The organism is Streptomyces sp. NPDC002265, from assembly GCF_040296125.1.
GTDB lineage: Bacteria > Actinomycetota > Actinomycetes > Streptomycetales > Streptomycetaceae > Streptomyces.
Genome location: NZ_JBEOWS010000012.1, coordinates 1 through 20,836, shown reverse-complemented (window position 1 = coordinate 20,836; position 20,836 = coordinate 1). Strand labels below are relative to the sequence as shown.

Annotated in this window: 15 protein-coding genes and 1 pseudogene; 11 read left to right on the top strand and 5 right to left on the bottom strand. The window is 72.4% G+C overall.

What is annotated here, in order from left to right:
* Positions 1-54 precede the first annotated feature (54 nt).
* The gene (locus ABT085_RS03865; protein WP_351601569.1) at positions 55-855 is read right to left on the bottom strand and encodes a hypothetical protein; all 801 of its coding nucleotides are present in this window, start codon (positions 853-855) and stop codon (positions 55-57) included.
* Positions 856-1,011: 156 nt separating this feature from the next.
* On the opposite strand from ABT085_RS03865, the gene ggt reads away from it, so the two are divergent.
* Positions 1,012-2,844: a gamma-glutamyltransferase gene (gene ggt / locus ABT085_RS03860; RefSeq protein WP_351601566.1), complete on the top strand. Its 1,833-nt coding sequence runs from the start codon at positions 1,012-1,014 to the stop codon at positions 2,842-2,844.
* A 53-nt stretch (positions 2,845-2,897) separates the two neighbouring features.
* On the opposite strand, the gene ABT085_RS03855 is transcribed toward ggt, so the two are convergent.
* The 3 genes from ABT085_RS03855 to map form a co-directional block, all read right to left on the bottom strand.
* Positions 2,898-5,444, bottom strand: coding sequence for an ATP-dependent Clp protease ATP-binding subunit (locus ABT085_RS03855; RefSeq protein WP_351601563.1), 2,547 nt, complete (start codon positions 5,442-5,444; stop codon positions 2,898-2,900).
* Between the two features lie 130 nt (positions 5,445-5,574).
* Positions 5,575-5,787: a hypothetical protein gene (locus tag ABT085_RS03850; protein WP_351601560.1), complete on the bottom strand. Its 213-nt coding sequence runs from the start codon at positions 5,785-5,787 to the stop codon at positions 5,575-5,577.
* A 136-nt stretch (positions 5,788-5,923) separates the two neighbouring features.
* Positions 5,924-6,691 carry a type I methionyl aminopeptidase gene (map, locus tag ABT085_RS03845; protein WP_351601557.1) on the bottom strand — a complete coding sequence of 256 codons (768 nt, stop codon included), beginning with the start codon at positions 6,689-6,691 and terminating at the stop codon, positions 5,924-5,926.
* Between the two features lie 32 nt (positions 6,692-6,723).
* Here map and ABT085_RS03840 point away from each other — a divergent pair.
* The 9 genes and pseudogenes from ABT085_RS03840 to ABT085_RS03800 form a co-directional block, all read left to right on the top strand.
* Positions 6,724-6,966, top strand: a pseudogene (locus ABT085_RS03840) (helix-turn-helix domain-containing protein); the annotation flags it as partial.
* 233 nt (positions 6,967-7,199) lie between these two features.
* Positions 7,200-9,062 carry a hypothetical protein gene (locus ABT085_RS03835; protein WP_351601554.1) on the top strand — a complete coding sequence of 621 codons (1,863 nt, stop codon included), beginning with the start codon at positions 7,200-7,202 and terminating at the stop codon, positions 9,060-9,062.
* A 259-nt stretch (positions 9,063-9,321) separates the two neighbouring features.
* On the top strand, positions 9,322-10,164 hold the full coding sequence (locus ABT085_RS03830) for a nitrilase-related carbon-nitrogen hydrolase (protein WP_152893441.1): 843 nt from the start codon (positions 9,322-9,324) through the stop codon (positions 10,162-10,164).
* Positions 10,161-11,444 carry an aspartate aminotransferase family protein gene (locus ABT085_RS03825; RefSeq protein ID WP_351601551.1) on the top strand — a complete coding sequence of 428 codons (1,284 nt, stop codon included), beginning with the start codon at positions 10,161-10,163 and terminating at the stop codon, positions 11,442-11,444. Before ABT085_RS03830 ends, ABT085_RS03825 begins: the two co-directional genes overlap by 4 nt.
* Positions 11,445-11,552: 108 nt before the next feature.
* The gene (locus ABT085_RS03820; protein ID WP_351601543.1) at positions 11,553-13,106 is read left to right on the top strand and encodes a PucR family transcriptional regulator; all 1,554 of its coding nucleotides are present in this window, start codon (positions 11,553-11,555) and stop codon (positions 13,104-13,106) included.
* Positions 13,107-13,294: 188 nt separating this feature from the next.
* Positions 13,295-14,137, top strand: coding sequence for a nitrilase-related carbon-nitrogen hydrolase (locus ABT085_RS03815; protein WP_351601540.1), 843 nt, complete (start codon positions 13,295-13,297; stop codon positions 14,135-14,137).
* A gap of 119 nt (positions 14,138-14,256) precedes the next feature.
* Positions 14,257-15,660, top strand: a complete 1,404-nt coding sequence (gene hydA, locus ABT085_RS03810; RefSeq protein WP_351601537.1) for a dihydropyrimidinase — start codon at positions 14,257-14,259, stop codon at positions 15,658-15,660.
* An 11-nt stretch (positions 15,661-15,671) separates the two neighbouring features.
* Positions 15,672-16,691 (top strand): TIGR03842 family LLM class F420-dependent oxidoreductase, encoded by a 1,020-nt coding sequence (locus tag ABT085_RS03805; protein WP_351601534.1) that lies wholly within the window; start codon positions 15,672-15,674, stop codon positions 16,689-16,691.
* A gap of 138 nt (positions 16,692-16,829) precedes the next feature.
* Positions 16,830-18,356 carry an NCS1 family nucleobase:cation symporter-1 gene (locus ABT085_RS03800; RefSeq protein WP_351601531.1) on the top strand — a complete coding sequence of 509 codons (1,527 nt, stop codon included), beginning with the start codon at positions 16,830-16,832 and terminating at the stop codon, positions 18,354-18,356.
* Positions 18,357-18,381: 25 nt separating this feature from the next.
* Here the strand turns inward: ABT085_RS03800 and ABT085_RS03795 are convergent, their stop codons facing one another.
* The gene (locus ABT085_RS03795; RefSeq protein ID WP_351601528.1) at positions 18,382-19,098 is read right to left on the bottom strand and encodes a hypothetical protein; all 717 of its coding nucleotides are present in this window, start codon (positions 19,096-19,098) and stop codon (positions 18,382-18,384) included.
* 600 nt (positions 19,099-19,698) lie between these two features.
* Here ABT085_RS03795 and ABT085_RS03790 point away from each other — a divergent pair.
* On the top strand, positions 19,699-20,836 hold a 1,138-nt coding region (locus ABT085_RS03790), incomplete at its 3' end, for a gamma-glutamyltransferase (RefSeq protein ID WP_351601525.1).

The window sequence follows — 20,836 nt, the reverse complement described above, 5'->3', positions numbered from 1 at the left end:
CGCATGAGTAAAGATTTCTGGCGCGGGGTGGACTCGCGGACTCGCGAGGCGGACTCAGGAGGCGCGAGGCGTGCTCCGGGGGGACCTCGTCCGCGGCTTGGGGTCCGGCTTGGGCTCGAGGGCGGGGTCCGGGGCGGGCGGCGGGGTCTGGGCGGCACGGGTCACGTCGGCGACGAGCTCGACGACGTCGGGGCCGTACGCCTGGGAGTTGACCACCCGCAGCAGCAGGGCGAAGGAGGCGCCGCCGTGCTTGCGGGCCAGCCGCTCGTGGTTGCGTGCCAGATAGCGGGCCGCGGCCTGGTTGGTGATGGCGCGCTGGCCGCAGAAGAGGAACACCGGGCGGGCCTCCCGGCGTTGGCCCGCGGTGAGCCGCGCGAGCAGTACGTACTCGCTCTTGCCCGAATCCAGCAGGTACTTCTCCTCGCCTATCCGGAAGGCGCCGCGCTCGGGACCGGGCTCGGCGTCGACGTCGACCCGCACCCCCGGCAGCAGCGAGCTCAGATGGGCGGCCATCCGGCGGTTGGAGGCGGGACCGCCCACGCAGAACTCGGTGCGCTCCCCGAACCCCTGCTGGGCCGCGTCGTGCGCGACGATCTGGGCGTTGGCGTTGCAGTCCTTGATGAGCGCGGCCAGTTCGAGCAGCGCGAACACGTCGTGGCGCAGCACGGTCAGCTCGGGGCCGCCCGCCTCGCGGTTGACCACGAGCAACGACTCGGAGTTGTCGGGCAGTCCGAAGAAGGCCTGCTTGCGCCGCAGCCTTCGCTTCCAGAGCTGGGTACGGGTCAGCCACCCGAGGGCGACGCCGAGGCCGGCCGCCGCCACGCCGGGGACGATGAGGAGCAGGTCGTCTGTCATGTGCGCGCATGCTAGCGGGCTCGCCGGCGGCCCGAGCGGTTGGTACGTACCGGTGTTCGATGCGTACCGTTCGCGCCGGAGCAGCCGAAATGAGACTGTTGAGGCCGGGACAATTGTGGCTACGCTGCGCGAACGGTCCACTCGCTGGAGGTGCGGATGCGTCGCCTTGTCACGCGGAAACTGGCGGTCCTTGCGGTCTCGGCCGCCGTGGTGTCGGTGGGCGCGGCGGCACCGCCCGCCACCGGGAGCGCCACGACGGCCGAGAACGCGCCCGCCGGGGGTGCCACGACGGCCAAGGTCCCGGTCGCCGTCGGCTACGGCGGCGCCGTGGCCAGCGTCGACGCGGACGCCTCGGCCGCCGGCATCGCGGTGCTGAAGAAGGGCGGCAACGCGGTCGACGCGGCCGTCGCCACCGCGGCCGCACTCGGCGTCACCGAGCCCTACTCCTCCGGCATCGGCGGAGGCGGTTACTTCGTCTACTACGACGCCAAGTCCCGCACCGTGCACACCATCGACGGCCGCGAGACCGCCCCGCTGAGCGCCGACTCCGGCCTCTTCACGGAGAACGGCACACCGCTCGCCTTCGCCGACGCCGTCACCAGCGGACTGAGCGTCGGCACCCCCGGCACGCCCGCCACCTGGGCGACGGCACTGGACAAGTGGGGCACAAGAAAGCTCGGCACGGTCCTCCAGCCCGCCGAGCGCATCGCCCGCGACGGCTTCACGGTCGACGACACCTTCCGCACCCAGACCGCCGGCAACGAGACCCGGTTCCGCTACTTCCCCGACACCGCACGGCTGTTCCTGCCCGGCGGCAAACTGCCCGTGGTCGGTTCCACGTTCAAGAACCCCGACCTCGCCCGCACCTACGAGGAACTGGGCCGCAAGGGCGTCGACGCGCTCTACCGCGGCGACCTCGGCAAGGACGTCCTGAACACCGTCAACAAGCCGCCCGTGGACCCCGGTTCCGGCTGGAACGCCCGGCCCGGCCGCCTGTCGGCCAAGGACCTCGCCGCCTACCGCGCCAAACTCCAGGCGCCCACCCGGACTTCGTACCGTGGGCTCGGCGTGTACTCCATAGCGCCCTCCTCCTCCGGCGGCACCACGGTCGGCGAGGCCCTGAACATCCTGGAGCGCACCGACCTGTCCAGGGCGAGCGAGGTCCAGTACCTGCACCACTTCATCGAGGCGAGCCGGATCGCGTTCGCCGACCGCGGGCGCTGGGTCGGCGACCCCGCCTTCGAGGACGTACCGACCAAGGAACTGCTCTCGCAGCGCTACGCCGACTCGCGCGCGTGCCTCATCAAGGACACCGCCGTCCTCACCAGCCCCCTGGCACCCGGCGACCCGCGGCACCCGGCGGCCTGCGCCGGCCCAGGCACCGCGGCCCCGACGACGTACGAGGGCGAGAACACCACGCATCTCACGGTCGCCGACAAGTGGGGCAACGTCGTCGCCTACACCCTCACCATCGAGCAGACCGGCGGCAGCGGCATCACCGTCCCCGGCCGGGGCTTCCTGCTCAACAACGAACTGACGGACTTCTCCTTCGCCCCGGCCAACCCGGCCGTGCACGACCCGAACCTGCCGGGTCCGGGCAAGCGGCCGCGCTCCTCCATCTCCCCGACGATCGTGCTCGACCGGCACAACAGGCCCGTCGTGGCGCTCGGTTCACCCGGTGGCGCGTCCATCATCACCACCGTGCTCCAGACCCTCACCGAGTTCCTCGACCGCGGCCTGCCCCTCGTCGACGCGATCGCCGCCCCCCGCGCCAGCCAGCGCAACGCCGCCCAGACCGAACTCGAACCGGCCCTCTACGACAGCGCGTTGAGGACCCGGCTGGAGGCCATCGGGCACAGCTTCAAGCTCAACCCGGAGATCGGCGCCGCGACCGGCGTCCAACGCCTGCCGAACGGCCAGTGGCGGGCCGCCACCGAGACCGTACGGCGCGGCGGCGGCTCCGCGATGGTCGTGGACCCGGTCCACTAGGCCTCCGGCCCACCAGGCAGGCCTTGTCCGACCCGCCTTCGCGTCCCGGGTGTTCAGGACGCGGGGGTGGGCGGCATGGTCTCGGTGCGGAAGGTGAGCCGGCCGTCCGCCTCGTCCACCGTCACCTCGCTGCCCGGTGCGATCCGGCCGTCCAGGAGCAGCCGGGACAGCTGGTTGTCGACCTCGCGCTGGATGGTGCGGCGCAGCGGCCGGGCGCCGTACTCGGGCTGGTAGCCGCGGCTCGCCAGCCAGTCGACGGCCGCGTCGGTGAACTCGACCTCCATGTCCTGCGCGTGCAGCAGCCTGCGGGTCTTCTCCAGCAGCAGGTCGGTGATCTTCCGCAGCTGGTCGGTGGTGAGCTGCTGGAAGACGACGATCTCGTCGATGCGGTTGATGAACTCCGGCCGGAAGTGCTCACGCAGCGGCCGCAGGATCTGCTCGCGGCGCGCCTCCTCGTCGGCCCCGGCCCCGCCCGACCCGAACCCGATGCCCGCGCCGCGCCGGACGATGGCCTCCGAGCCGAGGTTGCTCGTCATCACGATCACCGTGTTGGTGAAGTCGACCGTGCGGCCCTGGGAATCGGTGAGCCGGCCGTCGTCCAGCACCTGGAGCAGGATGTTGAAGACATCCGGGTGCGCCTTCTCGATCTCGTCCAGCAGGAGCAGCGAGTACGGGTGCCGGCGCACCACCTCGGTGAGCTGGCCGGCCTCCTCGTGACCGACGTAGCCGGGCGGGGCGCCGACCAGCCGGCTGACCGTGTGCCGCTCCTGGTACTCGCTCATGTCGAGCCGGACCATCCGCTCCTCGCTGCCGAACAGCGCCTCGGCGAGCGCGCGGGCCAGCTCCGTCTTGCCGACTCCGGTCGGGCCGAGGAACAGGAAGCTGCCGATCGGCCGGTCGGGACTGGACAGCCCGGCGCGCGAGCGCATGACCGCATCGGAGACCGCGGCGACCGCCTCCTCCTGGCCGATCACCCGCTGGTGCAGATGCTTCTCCAGCCCGAGGAGGCGTTCCTTCTCCGCCTGGGTGAGTCGGCTGACCGGGATGCCCGTCCGCCGGGACACCACCTCGGCGATGGCCTCGGCCGTCACCTCCAGGTCCTGCCCCTCGTCGGCCGTGTCCTCGCCGCTGCTCTCGGCGATCTGCTGCCGCAGCGTGCCGATCCGGTCCCGGATCTGGGTGGCCTGCTCGTACTGCTCGTCGGCGACCGCCTGGTCCTTGTCCCGGACGAGCTGCTCGACCTCGCGCTCCATCGCCCGTACGTCGGTGCCCTTGGTGCGGGCGCCGAGCCGTACCCGGGCACCGGCCTGGTCGATCAGGTCGATGGCCTTGTCGGGCAGCCTGCGGTCGGTGAGATAGCGGTCGGACAGCTCCACGGCCGCCACCAGCGCCTCGTCGGTGTAGCGGACCTGGTGGTGGGCCTCGTAACGGTCACGCAGCCCGCGCAGGATCTCGATCGCGTCCAGCACCGTCGGCTCCGGCACCATGATCGGCTGGAAGCGGCGGGCCAGCGCCGCGTCCTTCTCGATCCGCCGGTACTCCTCCAGCGTGGTGGCGCCCACGATGTGCAGCTCGCCGCGGGCCAGGGCCGGCTTGAGGATGTTGCCCGCGTCCATCGTGCCGCCCTCGCCACCGCCGCCCGCGCCGACGACCGTGTGCAGCTCGTCGATGAAGACGATCAGTTCGTCGGAGTGCGCGCGGATCTCGTTGACGATGTTGTTCATCCGCTCCTCGAAGTCGCCGCGGAAGCGGGTGCCGGCGACCACGCCGGTCAGGTCCAGGGCGACCACACGGCGGCCGGTGAGCCCGTCCGGCACGTCCCCCTCGGAGATCCGCTGCGCGAGCCCCTCCACGACCGCCGTCTTGCCGACGCCCGCGTCACCGATGAGCACCGGATTGTTCTTGCCGCGCCGGGAGAGCACCTCGATGGTCTGCTCGATCTCGTCGTCCCGTCCGATCACCGGGTCGATCCGGCCCTGCCGGGCCAGATCGGTGAGGTCACGCCCGTACTTGTCCAGGGTCGGGGTCGCCGTGGGCCGGGGGCGCTCGGGAAGCTGCTGGGTCGCGCCGTGCTCCTCGGGCGGCAGGCCGGTGGGGGCGAAGTGGGCCGAGTTCAGGATGTGCCCGGCGGCCGAGTCGGGGTTCGCCGCCAGTGCCCCGAGCACGTGTTCGGGGCCGATGTAACCGGCGCCGCTGGAGCGGGCCAGCTCGTGCGCGTCCAGCAGGGCCCGCTTGACGGCCGGGGTCAGGGACAGCGAGGTCGGCGTCAGGGCCTGGCCCGGCTCCTGCTGCACCGGCCCGGAGCGCTGGTCGATCTCCGTCGCCAGGGAGTCGGGGTCGGCGCCGGAGCGGCTGAGCAGGCTCCGGGTGGGTTCGGCGGACAGCGCGGCCCGCAGCAGATGCTGGGTGTCCAGGTCCCGGCTGCCGTGCTCGGCGGCGTACTGGGCGGCGCCGCGCACCAGCTCCCGGGCCGGCTGACTCAGCAGCCGGCCGATGTCGATCTGCCGGGGACCGGAGCGCGGTCCGGCGAAGAAGCGTGCGAGGAAATCTCCGAAGGGGTCCGGGCCGTTTCCTTCCGGTCCCGTGAAGCCGCTGGTCATGGCGTTCCGTTCCGGCGTCCCGAGAAGATCTTCCGGCCCGCGCGGAAATCCGGTGGACCGGGGGAAGCACGCGGGACGCGCTCGCTGATCGACGTGCATGTCCGAACGCGGGTGCCCGGACTCGGCCGGCCTACGCCCGCGGCGCGTCCCTCACGTACGCTGCCGCCGGGCGGCCCACCACGACGGCGGGCCAGGTGTACTCGATCCCGTCCGGCACCAGGTCGGAGGCCGGCCGCAGCGGGCGCTCGGCCGTGCGCACACAGCCCTGGTACTCGTAGAACACGATCGCACGATCGTTGCCTCGCAGCACCTCCAGCACGGCGCGCCGCTCGGCGCCGCGCACCGCGGGCGCCCCTCCGGGGCCGCGGCGCGGCGGGATGCGGCCCGCGGCGGCGCCGGTCCGGTGCGCGGTACGGCGATCCGGCCGGCGTCGGCGGGGGAGTGGGGGGCCGGTGTGCCGGGGTTCCGGCGGGCGGCGGTCAGCGGGCGGTCAGGACGCGCGGGCCGGCCTCGGTGATCGCCACGGTGTGCTCGACGTGGGCCGCACGGGAGCCGTCGTTCGTGCGCAGGGTCCAGCCGTCGGCGGCCGCGTGATAGCCGTCCCGGCCGCTCGCCACCAGCATGGGCTCGATCGCCAGGACCATCCCGCGGCGCAGCGGCAGGCCGCGGCCGGGACGGCCCTCGTTCGGCACGCCCGGGTCCTCGTGCATACGGCGCCCGATGCCATGGCCGCCGAAGCCGTCCGGGATGCCGTATCCGGCGGCGCGGCACACCGAGCCGATCGCGTGCGCGATGTCCCCGATGCGGTTGCCGACCACGGCCGCCTCGATGCCCGCGGCCAGCGCCTGCTCAGCGGTCGCGATCAGCCTGGTGTCCTGCGGGCGCGGGGTGCCCACGGTGAAGCTGACCGCGGAGTCGCCCACCCAGCCGCCGAGTTCGGCGCCGAAGTCGACGGAGAGCAGGTCGCCGTCGCGCAGCCGGTAGCCGTCCGGGATGCCGTGCACGATCGCGTCGTTCACCGACGCGCAGATCACGCCGGGGAACGGGGTGGGCGCGAAGGAGGGCCGGTAGCCGAGGAAGGGCGAGGTCGCGCCCGCCTCGCGCAGCACCTCACGCGCCAGCGCGTCGAGTTCGAGCAGGGAGACGCCCACCTCCGCCGCCTCCTGCACGGCCGTGAGTGCCCTGGCGACGACCTGGCCGGCCAGGTGCATCGCGTCGATCGATGTATCGGTTTTCAGCTCCACCATGCCAATTACTATACCGGTATTAGAATGACGGCATGGTACGTACCCCGCTGACCCCCGAAGAGCGAGAGCGCGGCGAGCGGCTCGGCAGGCTGCTGCGCGAGGCCCGCGGCGACCGGAGCATGACGTCCGTGGCGGCGAGTGCGGGCATCTCCGCCGAGACTCTCCGCAAGATCGAGACCGGCCGCGCGCCGACCCCGGCGTTCTTCACCGTGGCCGCCCTGGCCCGCGCGCTCGGGCTGTCGATGGACGAACTGGTCGGGCGGTGCGCCCCGGCCGACGCCCTGGAGACCCTCGACGGGCTCGCCGGGACCGGCGGGCTCGGCGCCCTCGGCGTCGCGGAGGCACTGGGGGCCTCGGGGATCCCGGGGGTCTCGGGGGCCGGGGTCACCGCCGGGGCGCGGGACCGTTGAGATCGCTGCGGCCACTCCGAAAACTCCTCGTAGCCGTCCCGTAACACAGGTGGTGTTTCCTGCCAGGCGGAGTGTTCCGGTCTGGCAGGAGTTGGGCGATGACGGTGGATCAACTCTCGGTCCGGGTGCGGGAGTTCTCGACGTACCTGGACGGCCTGCTGGCCCGCCTGGACCAGGGCGGCGGCTGGTGCGCGGTCTTCTGGGAGCGTGACCCCGACGGTATGCGGGCCTGTCTCGAAGGGCGTGAAGTGCCGCCCTGGGACGTCGTGGAGGCGCTGCTGCACGACCTGGCCGCCGCGTACGGACCCGAGGCCGCCGGGCCGGAGCATGAAAGGGCCCGTGCCCTGCACGCCGCCGCGCTCGCCGCGCACGACGCCCGGCCCGGCGGCCGGGCGGCCCTCGGGGACCGGCTCGACGAGATGCTCCGCGAGCAGCGGTTCACCGCCGAACGGCAGTCCGAACTCGGCCGGTTGCTGGCCTCCGCCACCACCCCGGAGGAGGCCGACACGGTCCGCCTCGACCTCGCCTGGGCCCGCGACGACCACGAGCGCGTCTCCGCGCGGTGCGCCGAACTCCGCGCCCGCATGGCGCAGTCGGACCGGCGGGGACCGGACGGCCGGCCCGGCCGCCCGGAGCCCCGTGAGCCCCGTGAGCCCGGCGGCCGCGGCTCCATGGGCCCGGGACGCAGCGCCGGCGGCACCTACGACGGCTTCGCCGCCGGCCGCCCCCGGTACGACGCGTCCGGGTCCGGGTCCGGGTCGGCGGCGGGCGCGTACGACTCGTCCGGGCCGGGGTCCGGGTCGGCGGCGGCTGCGTACGACTCGTCCGGGTCCGGGTCGGGGGCTGCGTACGACTCTTCCTTGTCCGGGTCCGCGGCGGCTGCGTACGACTCTTCCTTGTCCGGGTCCGCGGCGGCTGCGTACGACTCGTCCGGGTCCGGGCCGCTGGCGGGCGCGTACGACTCCTCCGGGTCCGGGTCCGCGGCGGCCGGGGGCGGTCCCTCCGCTCCCGGGGCCGTGTCCGCGGACGGCACCCCCGCGTTCCGGTCCGCGGCGGCCGCGGGCCACACCCACGTACCCGCGCCCGGGTCCGCGACGGCCACGGATCACACCAGCACCCGCGCCCACGCCCCCGCGGACGGCACCCCCGTGACCGGCACCCCCGTGCCCGGCGCCCGGGAGCCCGCTCCCGCCGTTCCGGTGCCTGCCCCCGCCCCCGACCCCGTCCCCGCCAAGCAGCGCAAGCGGCGCCGCGGCAGTGCCCGGTTCGCCGGGATGGTCGAGGAGGAGACCGCCCCCGCGGTCGTACCGCCGGACGTGGCACCGCCCCGGCCGGAGGCCTCCGGCCGTACCCCGCGCGGTGCGCGTTTCGCGCGGGTCACCGAGGCGGTGCGGCGGACGGAGCCGAAGCCGGCCGCGGGGTCGCCGGACGCGGCGGCCGGGCGGGAGGCCGCCGAGACGGTGGGGCGGCTGGTACGGCTGCGGGCCGAGGGGCGCAGCGGCGAGGCGCACGCCCTGCTGGTGGAGATCGCGCACTGGCCCGCCAACCGCTTCCCGCTGCTCGCGGACGAGCTCCAGCGGGCCGCGCTCGGCGCCGACTGGGCGACGCTGCTGTGGGAGGCCGCCTCGCTGCCGGCCGGCCGGGTGGTCGCCGCCGCCGACGCCCTGACCGGGGCGGGCCGCACCGGCGACGGCGAGCAGATCCTGCGCCCGGGCGTCGCCCGCCCGGCCGCCGAGATAGGCGAGGCCGTGCTCGCGCTGGCCGGGGCGGGCGCCCGCCGTGAGGTGCGCGCGCTGCTGGACGCGTATGTACGCGTCCGTACCCCCGAGGAGGCGGCCCGGTGCGTCGGGCCGGACCCGCAGAGGCTCGTACCGCTGCTGCTGGAGGCGGCCCTGGGCGTCTCGGACGAACGCCACTGGGACGTGGTGCACGCGCTGCGGGTGGCCGGGTTCACCGTCTGAGGCCTGCGGGACGAACGGTCCAGGGGCGACAGGATCGACCGCCCGCGCGAGGCGGGATCCGCCATCCGGCCGAGGCGGGATCCGCCGTCCGGGCCACCCGGACGGCCCAGCGGCTCACCCACCGGAGTGTGAAACGCGATCGACTCAGCGGGTTAACGACGATGGTCTTGGCAAGCCCGTCCTGGAGGCTTACGTTCGTCCCTCTACGGCCTGCGTCTACGGGCGTAGAGGCTCTGACGTCCCGTCGAAGGAGCAGCTCATGGCCAACGTCGTTCGAGCCGCGCTGGTTCAGGCCACCTGGACCGGCGACACCGAGTCCATGGTGGCGAAACACGAGGAACACGCGCGCGAGGCGGCCCGGCAGGGTGCCCAGGTCATCGGGTTCCAGGAAGTCTTCAACGCCCCCTACTTCTGTCAGGTGCAGGAACCGGAGCACTACCGCTGGGCCGAACCGGTCCCGGACGGGCCGACCGTGCGTCGTATGCAGGAACTCGCCCGCGAGACCGGCATGGTGATCGTCGTACCGGTCTTCGAGATCGAGCAGTCCGGCTTCTACTACAACACCGCGGCCGTGATCGACGCCGACGGCACCTTCCTGGGCAAGTACCGCAAGCACCACATCCCGCAGGTCAAGGGCTTCTGGGAGAAGTACTACTTCAAACCCGGCAACGCGGGCTGGCCGGTCTTCGACACGGCGGTCGGCAGGATCGGCGTCTACATCTGCTACGACCGCCACTTCCCGGAGGGGTGGCGCCAACTCGGCCTGAACGGCGCCCAGCTGGTCTACAACCCGTCGGCCACCTCACGCGGCCTGTCCGCCTACCTCTGGCAGCTGGAACAGCCCGCGGCCGCCGTCGCCAACGAGTACTTCGTCGCCGCGATCAACCGCGTCGGCCAGGAGGAGTACGGCGACAACGACTTCTACGGCACGAGTTACTTCGTCAGCCCGCGCGGCCAGTTCGTCGGCGATGTCGCCAGCGACACCAAGGAGGAACTGGTCGTCCGCGACCTCGACTTCGACCTGATCGAGGAGGTCCGGCAGCAGTGGGCCTTCTACCGGGACCGCAGGCCCGACGCCTACGAGGGACTGGTCCAGCCGTGAACGACCTCTACGCACGCCACCGCAACGTCCTGCCGGACTGGCTCGCGCTCTACTACGAGGAGCCGCTGGAGATCACCCACGGCGAGGGACGGCACGTCTGGGACGCCGACGGCAACCGCTACCTGGACTTCTTCGGCGGCATCCTGACCACGATGACCGCGCACGCGCTGCCCGAGGTCACCAAGGCGGTCAGTGAGCAGGCCGGCCGGATCATCCACTCCTCCACGCTCTACCTCAACCGGCCGATGGTGGAACTGGCCGAACGGATCGCCAAGTTGAGCGCGATCCCGAATGCCCGGGTGTTCTTCACCACCTCCGGCACCGAGGCCAACGACACAGCCCTGCTGCTCGCCACCACCTACCGGCGCAGCAACACCGTCCTGGCGATGCGCAACAGCTACCACGGCCGGTCCTTCAGCACGGTCGGCGTCACCGGCAACCGCGGCTGGTCCCCGACCTCCCTGTCCCCGCTCCAGACGCTGTACGTCCACGGCGGGGTGCGCACCCGGGGACCGTTCGCGCATCTCGACGACGACGCCTTCGTCGCCGCCTGCGTGGACGACCTCACGGACCTGCTGGGCCACATCCGCCCGCCCGCCGCCCTGATCGCCGAGCCCATCCAGGGCGTCGGCGGCTTCACCTCGCCGCCCGACGGCCTGTACGCGGCCTTCCGAGAGGTGCTCAAGCAGCGGGGCGTCCTGTGGATCGCCGACGAGGTGCAGACCGGCTGGGGCCGTACGGGCGAGAACTTCTGGGGCTGGCAGGCGCACGCCCGCAGCGGCCCGCCGGACATCGTCACCTTCGCCAAGGGCATCGGCAACGGCACCTCCATCGGCGGTGTCATCGCCGGCGCCGACATCATGAACTGCCTGGACGCCAACAGCATCTCGACGTTCGGCGGTACCCAGCTCACCATGGCGGCCGGCCTCGCCAACCTCGGCTACCTCCTCGAACACGACCTCCAGGGCAACGCCCGGCGGGTCGGCGGACTGCTCATCGAACGGCTGCGGGCCGTCGGCGCGCAGCTTCCGTGGGTGCGGGAGGTGCGCGGCCGGGGCCTGATGATCGGCATCGAACTGGTCAGACCCGGTACGGACGAGGCCGATCCGCAGGCCGCCTCGGCCGTGCTCGAAGCGGCCCGGGAGGGCGGACTGCTCGTCGGCAAGGGCGGCGGCCACAACACCAGCGCCCTGCGGATCGCGCCGCCGATGTCCCTGACCGTCGCGGAGGCCGAGGAGGGCGCCGCGATCCTGGAGAGCGCTCTGCGCGGCATCGCGTGACGGACACCCGGTGACGCACGTCCGGTCGCCGCGAGCCGGTCACGGGCAGGGGGTGACCGGCTCGCCGGTGACCGGCATTCGGTAACACCACAGCAAGGGAACACCACCATGACCACCGTCCTGGAACCCGTCCTGTCGGTCCGTCAGGTCCTCACCCTGGAGCGGGTGCTCGCCGGGGAGCCCGAGGTGGTGGCCGGCGCGGGCCAGCTCGACCGGCCCGTGCGCTGGGTGCACGTCGCCGAGGCCGCCGACGTCGGCGTGATGCTCAGCGGCGGCGAGATGGTCCTGACCACCGGGGTGCTGCTGGCCGGCGACGAGGACCTCCAGGCGGAGTACATCCGTTCCCTGCACCGCGCCGAGGCCGCGGCCGTCGTCCTCGGACTCGGCCGCGCCTTCCCGGCCCCGCCGGACGTCATGCGCCGCGCCGCCGAACGCTGCGGACTGCCCATGGTGGTGCTCCACCGGCCCTTCCCCTTCGCCGAGCTGACGGAGGAGGTCCAGTCCCGCCTGGTGCGGCGCAAGTTCGCCGCCGTCAGCCTCTCCGAAGCCGTCCGCACCGCCCTGACCGGCCTCATCACTGCGGGCGCCCCACTGCAAGCCTTGCTCGACGAGATCGCCCAGCACAGCGGCTGTCCCGTCGTCGTCACCAACCTCGCCCACCGGGTGCTGGCCACCGCGGGCGAGCGGCCGGCCGTGGACGACGTGCTGCGCGACTGGGAGCGCATCTCGCGCCAGGCCGGCCGCGGCGAGGGAGACGGCTGGGTCCGCGCCGAACTCGGCGGGCGCGGGGAACGGTGGGGCGGCATCGTGCTGTGCGGCTACCGCGGTGACGCCGCCACCGGGCGGCTGCTCGCCGACCGGGCCGCCGAGGCCCTCGTGCTGCACCGCATGCTCGGCGGCGGTTCCGCCCACAGCTGGGAGGAGCAGTCCGCGCAGAGCCTGCTGACCGACCTGATCAGCGAGGTCGTACCGGCCAGACAGCTGCTGCCGCGGGCGCGGGCGGCCGGGCTGCCGGTCAACCGGCGCACCTTCGTCCCGCTGGTCGTGCGCGACGGCGACCCCGGCCGGCTCGACCGGATCCTGCGCCTGCTGGGGATGCCGGGCCTGGTCGCCGAGCTGACCGGCAGATCCACCGCCGTCCTGCTGAGCCTGGCCCGCGACCAGGACGCCGAGGTGCTCGCGGCGCACTTCGCGGCCCGGCTGCGTACGGAGTCCGCCGCCCGCACGGTCGTCGCCGCGGCCGACGGCCGCACCGCCTGGGACGACGTACCCGCCGGACTGCGCGAGGCCCGGCACGTGGCCGAGGCGGTCGCCGACTCGGCCTCCGTCCTCGACCTGCCTGCCGTGGTCCGGCTGCGCGACGTCCACCTGCGCGGCCTGATCCGCCTGTTGCGCGACGACCCCCAGGTGCAGTCCTTCGCGGAGCGGGAGTTGGACGGGCTGCTGCGCGAGGCCGACGAGGACCTGCTGTCGGTGCTGCGGACCTATCTCGCCACCGGCCGCAACAAGTCCCGCACCGCCCAGCTCCACCATGTCTCCCGACCCGCGCTGTACCGCCGGCTGGAGGCGATACGGGCGCGGCTCGGCGTGGACCTCGACGACTTCGAGCAGGCGGCCTCGGTGCACATCGCGCTGCTGGCGCACGACGCGCAACAGCGCTGAAACAGGCGACCACCTGGGAAAACGGCGGTGAAACATGGGTCGACGAAGGTGTGACACGGTGGCACGCCACGCGCCCGCAGACGTGACACGGTGCAACTCAAAGCCGTCGCAGGGACTTCCTACGCTCCAAGGGCGGACGACGGCACCCCCGGCGTCCGCCCCAGCACCCCGAGCGACCGGAGGTCCCGATGAGCAGAGTGATCCGCGCCGCCCTCTTCCAGACCGCCTGGACCGGCGACAAGGAGTCGATGATCCGGGTGCACGAACAGGCGGCCCGGGACGCGGCCGCGCAGGGAGCACAGATCCTCTGCTTCCAGGAGCTGTTCTACGGACCGTACTTCTGCCAGGTCCAGGACAAGGCGTTCTACGAGTACGCCGAGCGGATCCCCGACGGCCCCATCGTGCAGCGCTTCCAGGCACTCGCCCGCGAACTCGGCATCGTCCTGATCCTGCCGATGTACGAGGAGGAGCAGCCCGGCGTCCTCTACAACACCGCCGCCGTGATCGACGCGGACGGCACGTACCTCGGCAAGTACCGCAAGCACCACATCCCGCAAGTGCCCGGCTTCTGGGAGAAGTTCTACTTCCGGCCCGGCAACAGCGGCTGGCCGGTCTTCGACACCGCCGTGGGCCGGATCGGCGTCTACATCTGCTACGACCGGCACTTCCCGGAGGGCTGGCGCGCCCTGGGCCTCGCGGGTGCCGAGATCGTCTTCAACCCGTCGGCCACCTCGCGCGGCCTGTCCGGGTACCTGTGGCAGCTGGAACAGCCGGCCGCGGCCGTCGCCAACGAGTACTTCGTCGGCGCCATCAACCGGGTCGGCGTCGAGGAACTCGGCGACAACGACTTCTACGGCACGTCCTACTTCGTCGACCCCGAGGCCCGGTTCGTGGGCGAGCCGGCCGGCGACAAGGAGACCGAACTCGTCGTCCGCGACCTCGACCTGGCGACGCTGCGCGAGGTGCGCGACCGCTGGCAGTTCTACCGCGACCGTCGCCCCGACGCGTACGAGCCGCTGACCGCTCCCTAAGGCCTGTCCGGCGGATCGAGCCGCAGGAAAGCAGCGGTGCCGCCGGGCCGGTGCGGAGCGGACCGGCGGCACCGACCGACCCGTACGACAGCTGAGTTGAACACGGCAGGAGAGGGAGCATGAGCAGCCGTACCGTCATCCGTGGTGGCCTCGTCATCACCGCGTCCGACGAGATCCACGCCGACGTACTGATCGAGGACGGCCGGATCGCCGCCCTCGCCGCCTCCGGCACCCCGGCCGCCCAGGCCTGGACGGCCGAGCGGGTGATCGACGCCACCGGGAAGTACGTGATCCCGGGCGGGGTCGACGCCCACACCCACATGGAGCTGCCGTTCGGCGGCACCTTCGCCTCCGACACCTTCGAGACCGGCACCCGGGCCGCCGCCTGGGGCGGCACCACGACGATCGTCGACTTCGCCGTGCAGAGCGTCGGGCACTCCCTGCGCGAGGGCCTGGACGCCTGGCACGCCAAGGCCGAGGGCAACTGCGCCATCGACTACGGCTTCCACATGATCGTCTCCGATGTGAACCCGGAGACGCTCAAGGAGATGGACCTGCTGGTCGAGGAGGGCGTCACCTCCTTCAAGCAGTTCATGGCCTACCCCGGCGTCTTCTACAGCGACGACGGCCAGATCCTGCGCGCCATGCAGCGCTCCGCCGAGAACGGCGGACTGATCATGATGCACGCCGAGAACGGCATCGCCATCGACGTCCTGGTCGAACAGGCCCTGGCGCGCGGGGAGACCGACCCCCGTTACCACGGCGAGGTCCGCAAGGCGCTCCTGGAGGCCGAGGCCACCCATCGCGCCATCCGGCTCGCGCAGGTCGCGGGCGCCCCGCTGTACGTCGTGCACGTCTCGGCCACGGAGGCCGTCGCCGAGCTGGCCCGGGCCCGTGACGAGGGCCTGAACGTCTTCGGCGAGACCTGCCCGCAGTACCTGTTCCTGTCCACCGACAACCTCGCGGAGCCCGACTTCGAGGGCGCCAAGTACGTGTGCAGCACGCCCCTGCGCCCCAAGGAGCACCAGGCGGCGCTCTGGAGGGGCCTGCGCACCAACGACCTCCAGGTGGTCTCCACCGACCACTGCCCGTTCTGCTTCGAGGGCCAGAAGGAGCTCGGCCGAGGCGACTTCTCCAAGATCCCCAACGGTCTGCCGGGCGTGGAGAACCGGATGGACCTGCTCCACCAGGCCGTCGTCGACGGGCACATCTCCCGCCGCCGCTGGATCGAGATCGCCTGCGCCACCCCGGCCCGGATGTTCGGCATGTACCCGAAGAAGGGCACCATCGCCCCGGGCGCCGACGCCGACGTGGTCGTCTACGACCCGCACGCCGAGCAGGTCGTCTCCGCCGCGACGCACCACATGAACGTCGACTACTCGGCCTACGAGGGCAGGCGCCTGACCGGCCGGGTCGAGACGGTCCTCTCGCGCGGCCGGGTCGTCATCGACGAGCGGGAGTACACCGGGCACGCCGGCCACGGGGTCTATACGCCCCGCTCCACCTGTCAGTACCTCAACTAGGAGTGGCGCCCATGGACTTCGGACTCGTCCTGCAGACGGACCCGCCCGCCTCGCGGGTCATCAGCCTGATGAAGCGTGCCGAGCGCAACGGCTTCACGTACGGCTGGACCTTCGACTCCGCCGTGCTGTGGCAGGAGCCGTTCGTCATCTACAGCCAGATCCTCGCCGCCACGTCGAAGCTGACGGTCGGCCCGATGGTCACCAACCCCGGCACCCGCACCTGGGAGGTCACCGCCTCCACCTTCGCCACCCTCAACGACATGTTCGGCAACCGCACGGTGTGCGGCATCGGCCGCGGCGACTCCGCGATGCGGGTCGCGGGCCGCAAGCCCAACACCCTCGCCCGTATAAGCGAGGCGATGAAGGTCATCCGCGCGCTGGGCCGCGGCGAGGAGGCCGACCTCGGCGGTACGGTCGTGAAGTTCCCGTGGATCAGGCCGGGCGCCGAACTCCCGGTCTGGATGGCCGCGTACGGCCCCAGGGCGCTGAAGATGACCGGTGAGGAGGCCGACGGGTTCATCCTCCAGCTCGCCGACCTCTACCTCACCGAGTACATGGTCAAGGCGGTGCGGGACGCGGCCGTCGCCGCCGGGCGCGACCCGTCCGAGGTGAAGATCTGCGTCGCCGCCCCCGCCTACGTCACCGAGGACGACTCGCCCGAGGCACTCGCCCACGCGCGCGACGAGTGCCGCTGGTTCGGCGGGATGGTCGGCAACCACGTCGCCGACCTGGTCGCCAAGTACGGCGAGCACTCGGCGGCCGTCCCCGACGAACTCACCGACTACATCAAGGCACGCGAGGGCTACGACTACGCGCACCACGGGCGCGCCGGCAACCCCGACACCCAGTTCGTGCCCGACGAGATCGTCGACCGGTTCTGCCTGATCGGCCCGGTCGAGAAGCACATCGAGAAGCTGGACGCGCTGCGCGCCCTGGGCGTCGACCAGTTCGCCGTCTACGACATGCACGACGCGCAGGAAGCCGTGATCGACGCCTACGGATCGAGGGTGATCCCGGCCCTCAACGGCTGACCCTTCTTGTGAACTCCCCCTTCCCGCCGTTCCGGGAAGGGGGCCCAGGGCACTCCGAGCGAGCTCGTCTTCGGGGCGCACCCCCCTCGGCATCACCCGCACGGCCTCTCCCGTCCCGTCTCCCCGATTGGCCTGCCCATGACCGACATCGCCTCCGCGGACATACCGCCGACCTCCCAAGTCACCCTCCCCGACGGCCGGGTGGAACTCGCCCCCGGCTCGCCGCCGCCCAGTGGCCCGTACGCCAACGAGGACCTGCTGCCGGTCCCCGTCGAGAAGCGCACCTGGACCACGTACAACTTCTCCGCGCTGTGGGTCGGCATGGCCCACAACACGGCCTCCTGGACGCTCGCCTCCGGTCTCATCGCGGTCGGCATGGACTGGAAGCAGGCGGTGCTCACCATCGCCCTGGCGAATCTGATCGTGCTGGTGCCGATGCTGCTGACCGGGCACGCGGGACCGAAGTACGGCATCCCCTTCCCGGTCTTCGCCCGCGCCTCCTTCGGGGTGCGCGGCGCCAACCTCCCCGCCGTCGTACGAGCGTTGGTGGCCTGCGGCTGGTTCGGCATCCAGACCTGGATCGGCGGCGAGGCGATCTTCTTCCTCGCCGGGAAGCTCGTCGGCGACAGCTGGGCCGACGCCTCGCAGTTCGGCGGCCATCCCTGGACCATGTGGCTGTCGTTCGCGATCTTCTGGGCGATCCAGGTCGCCGTCATCTACCGGGGCATGGAGACGATCCGCCGCTTCGAGAACTGGGCGGCGCCCTTCGTGCTCGTCGGCGCGTTCGTGATGCTGTGGTGGATGAGCAGCAAGGCGGGCGGCCTCGGCCCGCTCTTCGACCAGCCGTCGAAGCTGGGCTGGGGCGCCGACTTCTGGAAGCTGTTCGCCCCCTCGCTCATGGGCATGATCGGCTTCTGGTCCACGCTGTCGCTGAACATCCCCGACTTCACCCGCTACGGCAGAAGCCAGAAGGCGCAGACCTGGGGCCAGGCGCTCGGCCTGCCCACGACCATGACCCTGTTCGCGTTCCTGTCGGTGCTGGTCACCTCCGGCTCGCAGGCCGTCTACGGCGAGGCGGTCTGGGACCCGGTACAGCTGGCCGCCAAGACCGACAACGTCGTGGGCCTGCTCTACGCGCTGGTCACGGTACTGGTGGCGACCCTGTCCGTGAACATCGCGGCCAACCTGGTCTCCCCGGCCTTCGACTTCTCCAACATCGCGCCCCGCCGGATCAGCTTCCGCACCGGTGCCCTGGCCACCTGCGTGCTCGGCGTGCTGATCTTCCCCTGGAAGCTGTACTCCGACCCGCAGGGCTACATCTTCACCTGGCTCGGCCTGGTCGGCGGGCTGCTCGGCACGGTCGCCGGCATCCTCATCGCCGACTACTGGATCCTGCGCCGCGGCCGGCTCGATCTCACCGACCTGTACACCACGGGCGGCCGCTACTGGTACGACGGCGGCTGGAACTGGCGGGCCGTCGTCGCCTTCGCGGTCGGCGGTGTCCTGGCGATCGGCGGCGCGAGCTTCAAGCCCCTGATCGACGGGCGGCCCGTCCCGGCGCTGGAACCCCTCGCGGACTACGGCTGGGCGGTCGGCCTCGGCACCTCGATGGTGCTCTACGTGGCCCTGATGCTGCTGAGCGGACGGCAGCGGGACACGGTCTGACACACGGCGGGCGGGCGGCCGGGACTCAGCTCTTCGCGCTGCCCGCCAGCGTCGTCATCGCGTCCTTGGCCGCCTTGATCGCGCCCTTGTTGATCTCGTCCGTGCCCGGCGCCTTCTTCGTCTCGAAGTCGCTGCCGTTGTAGGTGACGACCACCAGCGCGTTCGACGAGCGGACGATCACCTCGCCCTCGCGTGTCTGCTGCTTGTCCTCGGTGGTGAGGTTCACGATCGAGTACGCGGCGTCACCGAGACCGGGCACGGCCCCGCCGCCGCTCTTCTCCGTCATCCGCTCCTTGTACGTCTTCTCCGCCGCCTGCTCCGAGTCCAGGATCTCGAAGGAGACGTCGAGCCACCGGTAGTCGAACCCCTTCAGCGCGTTCCAGGAGCAGGTGCGGCGGGCCTTCGTGTCCGTCGAGGGGATCTCCTTGCCGTCCGTCTTGGCCCCCGGCACCAGCGACTCGATCGTCTTCACGGCCACGCTCGTGCACGGCGTGGGGGCGGCGGCGTACGCCTTCACGGCAGCACCCGAACCGGACCCCGAACCCGATCCGGACCCCGACCCGGATCCGTCCGTCGAGGAGGAGCCGGAGGCGGACGAGCCGGGCGTCGTCGAGGCCGACTCCTGCCCGGCCGTCGGCGTCGGCGCGAACGGTCCGGACGTCAGCGACCAGCCGGCGGCGGCGAGCACGACGACCGGCGACAGACGCGCGGTGAGGGCGAGCGGCAGGGGCAGTGAACGCAAGGCGCACTTCTCGTGGGGGTGGGTGCGGAGGGGGGTCCACACTGCGAACGGGACGCCAGTGTCACACGTCTGTCTGTGGGGTGGAAGTGTGAACTCGCTGCGTACACGAACGGTCACAGCAACCGGTAACTCCTGAGACGTGTGCGGCGATTTGTCCCCCGGCTGCGGCGCGGGACGGCGGCGCCGCCGAACCCCTCGGCCGGACCGCTCCCCGAACGGGCTTGTCAGACAAGGGTGTTGAAGGTGCCGAACAGGCCGACACGGTCCGGGGGGCGAGCACCGGGACGACGGGATCCGGGCGGGCGCCCGGACCGGACCGGATCGGACGGCGGGACCGGGGCCGGCGGCGGGCCCGGATCGGACGGCGGGACCAAGGGGGTCGGCGAGGCCGGGACGGGTGGCCGGATCGGGTCGGGTCAGGTGGCCGCCGGGCACCGGGGACGCGGCGGACGGCACCTCCGGTGGCGGCGCGGCGCGTCGATAGACTCGCGGGGGAGTGGACGGGGCGGCCGCGGCCCGAGCTCCCCGGAGTCCTCCGGGTACGGGCCCACGGTGCGGACCGCCTCGGCCGTCGCGCGCGGACATCGAGACGAGGGGCCCATGTTCACCACCCGACCCACCCTTCAGGGCACCTTCGGCATGGTGTCGTCCACCCACTGGCTCGCCTCGCAGTCCGCGATGGCCGTGCTGGAGGACGGCGGCAACGCCTACGACGCCGCCGTGGCCGGCGCCTTCGTGCTGCACGTCGTCGAGCCGCACCTGAACGGGCCCGCGGGCGAGGTGCCGATCCTGCTCGCCCCCGCGGACGGCGAGGTGCGGGTGCTGTGCGGGCAGGGCGTCGCACCGGCCGCGGCCACCGTCGCGCACTACCGGGGACTCGGCCTGGATCTCGTCCCCGGAACCGGGCCGCTGGCCGCCGCCGTCCCCGGCGCGTTCGACGCCTGGATGCTGTTGCTGCGCGACCACGGCACCAGGCATCTGGCGGACGTCCTGAAGTACGCCATCGGCTACGCCCGCGACGGGCACGCGCCCGTGGACAAGGTCGGCGCGACCGTCGAGACCGTCCGGGACCTGTTCGAGACCGAGTGGACCTCGTCGGCGGACGTCTATCTCCCGGGCGGGCGGGCCCCGCGGCCCGGTGAGCTCTTCCGCAACCCCGCCCTCGCCGCCACCTGGGAACGGCTGCTCACGGAGGTCGCGGGGGCGGGCGGCCGGGAGGCGCAGATCGAGGCGGCGCGCGAGGTGTGGCGCACCGGTTTCGTCGCCGAGGCGCTGGTACGGCAGGCGCGGCGGCCCACCCTGGACACCAGCGGCGAGCACCACACCGGCACCCTCGCGGCCGCCGACCTGGCGGGCTGGTCCGCGTCCTACGAGACACCGGTGACCTACGACTGGAACGGCTGGACCCTGTGCAAGGCCGGCCCCTGGAGCCAGGGCCCGGCCCTCCTCCAGCAGCTCGCCCTGCTCCCGCCCGAGCTGCCCCCGTACGGCTCCGAGGAGTACGTCCATCTGCTGGTCGAGGGCTGCAAGCTCGCCATGGCCGACCGCGAGGCCTGGTACGGGGACGCGGCCGAGGTGCCGCTCGACGACCTGCTGTCCGCGCCGTACAACGCGGGGCGGCGGCAACTCGTCGGCGACAAGGCCTCGTACGAGCTGCGGCCCGGCAGTCCCGGCGGCCGCACCCCGCGGCTGAGCGCACTGGCGCACCGGGTTGCGGCCGACGACCCCGGCATATCCG